This is a genomic window from Lacticaseibacillus salsurae (assembly GCF_045862175.1).
Classification (GTDB): domain Bacteria; phylum Bacillota; class Bacilli; order Lactobacillales; family Lactobacillaceae; genus Lacticaseibacillus; species Lacticaseibacillus salsurae.
The window spans coordinates 3528-5038 of the sequence record NZ_BAAFZI010000091.1 but is presented as its reverse complement, the minus strand read 5'-3'; the positions used below and the strand labels follow the sequence as shown (position 1 = coordinate 5038).

At 52.2% G+C, this 1511-nt stretch carries 1 rRNA gene; it reads left to right on the top strand.

Annotated elements, in window-relative coordinates:
• Nucleotides 1–1493, top strand: a 16S ribosomal RNA gene (locus ACKTSG_RS13535); the annotation flags it as partial.
• Nucleotides 1494–1511 lie beyond the last annotated feature (18 nt).

Genomic DNA, 1511 nt, shown 5'->3' with positions numbered 1-1511 from the left:
TGCATGAAGTCTTCGGACTGATTGCTTTAAAACCGAGTGGCGGACGGGTGAGTAACACGTGGGTAACCTGCCCTTAAGTGGAGGATAACATTTGGAAACAGATGCTAATACTGCATAAACCTCAGAAACACATGTTTCTGAGTTGAAAGGCGGCTTTCGAGCTGTCGCTTTTGGATGGACCCGCGGCGTATTAGCTAGTTGGTGAGGTAAAGGCTCACCAAGGCAGTGATACGTAGCCGACCTGAGAGGGTGATCGGCCACATTGGGACTGAGACACGGCCCAAACTCCTACGGGAGGCAGCAGTAGGGAATCTTCCACAATGGACGAAAGTCTGATGGAGCAACGCCGCGTGAGTGAAGAAGGTTTTCGGATCGTAAAACTCTGTTGTTGGAGAAGAACACATTTGAGAGTAACTGTTCAGATGTTGACGGTATCCAACCAGAAAGCCACGGCTAACTACGTGCCAGCAGCCGCGGTAATACGTAGGTGGCAAGCGTTATCCGGATTTATTGGGCGTAAAGCGAGCGCAGGCGGTTTTTTAAGTCTGATGTGAAAGCCTTCGGCTTAACCGAAGAAGTGCATCGGAAACTGGGAAACTTGAGTGCAGAAGAGGACAGTGGAACTCCATGTGTAGCGGTGAAATGCGTAGATATATGGAAGAACACCAGTGGCGAAGGCGGCTGTCTGGTCTGTAACTGACGCTGAGGCTCGAAAGCATGGGTAGCGAACAGGATTAGATACCCTGGTAGTCCATGCCGTAAACGATGAATGCTAGGTGTTGGAGGGTTTCCGCCCTTCAGTGCCGCAGCTAACGCATTAAGCATTCCGCCTGGGGAGTACGACCGCAAGGTTGAAACTCAAAGGAATTGACGGGGGCCCGCACAAGCGGTGGAGCATGTGGTTTAATTCGAAGCAACGCGAAGAACCTTACCAGGTCTTGACATCCTATGCCAATCTGAGAGATCAGACGTTCCCTTCGGGGACATAGTGACAGGTGGTGCATGGTTGTCGTCAGCTCGTGTCGTGAGATGTTGGGTTAAGTCCCGCAACGAGCGCAACCCTTATGACTAGTTGCCAGCATTAAGTTGGGCACTCTAGTAAGACTGCCGGTGACAAACCGGAGGAAGGTGGGGACGACGTCAAATCATCATGCCCCTTATGACCTGGGCTACACACGTGCTACAATGGATGGTACAACGAGTTGCGAACCCGCGAGGGCAAGCTAATCTCTTAAAGCCATTCTCAGTCCGGACTGTAGGCTGCAACTCGCCTACACGAAGTCGGAATCGCTAGTAATCGCGGATCAGCATGCCGCGGTGAATACGTTCCCGGGCCTTGTACACACCGCCCGTCACACCATGAGAGTTTGTAACACCCGAAGCCGGTGGGGTAACCTCGTAAGAGGAGCTAGCCGTCTAAGGTGGGACAGATGATTAGGGTGAAGTCGTAACAAGGTAGCCGTAGGAGAACCTGCGGCTGGATCACCTCCTTTCTAAGGATAGACCCTACG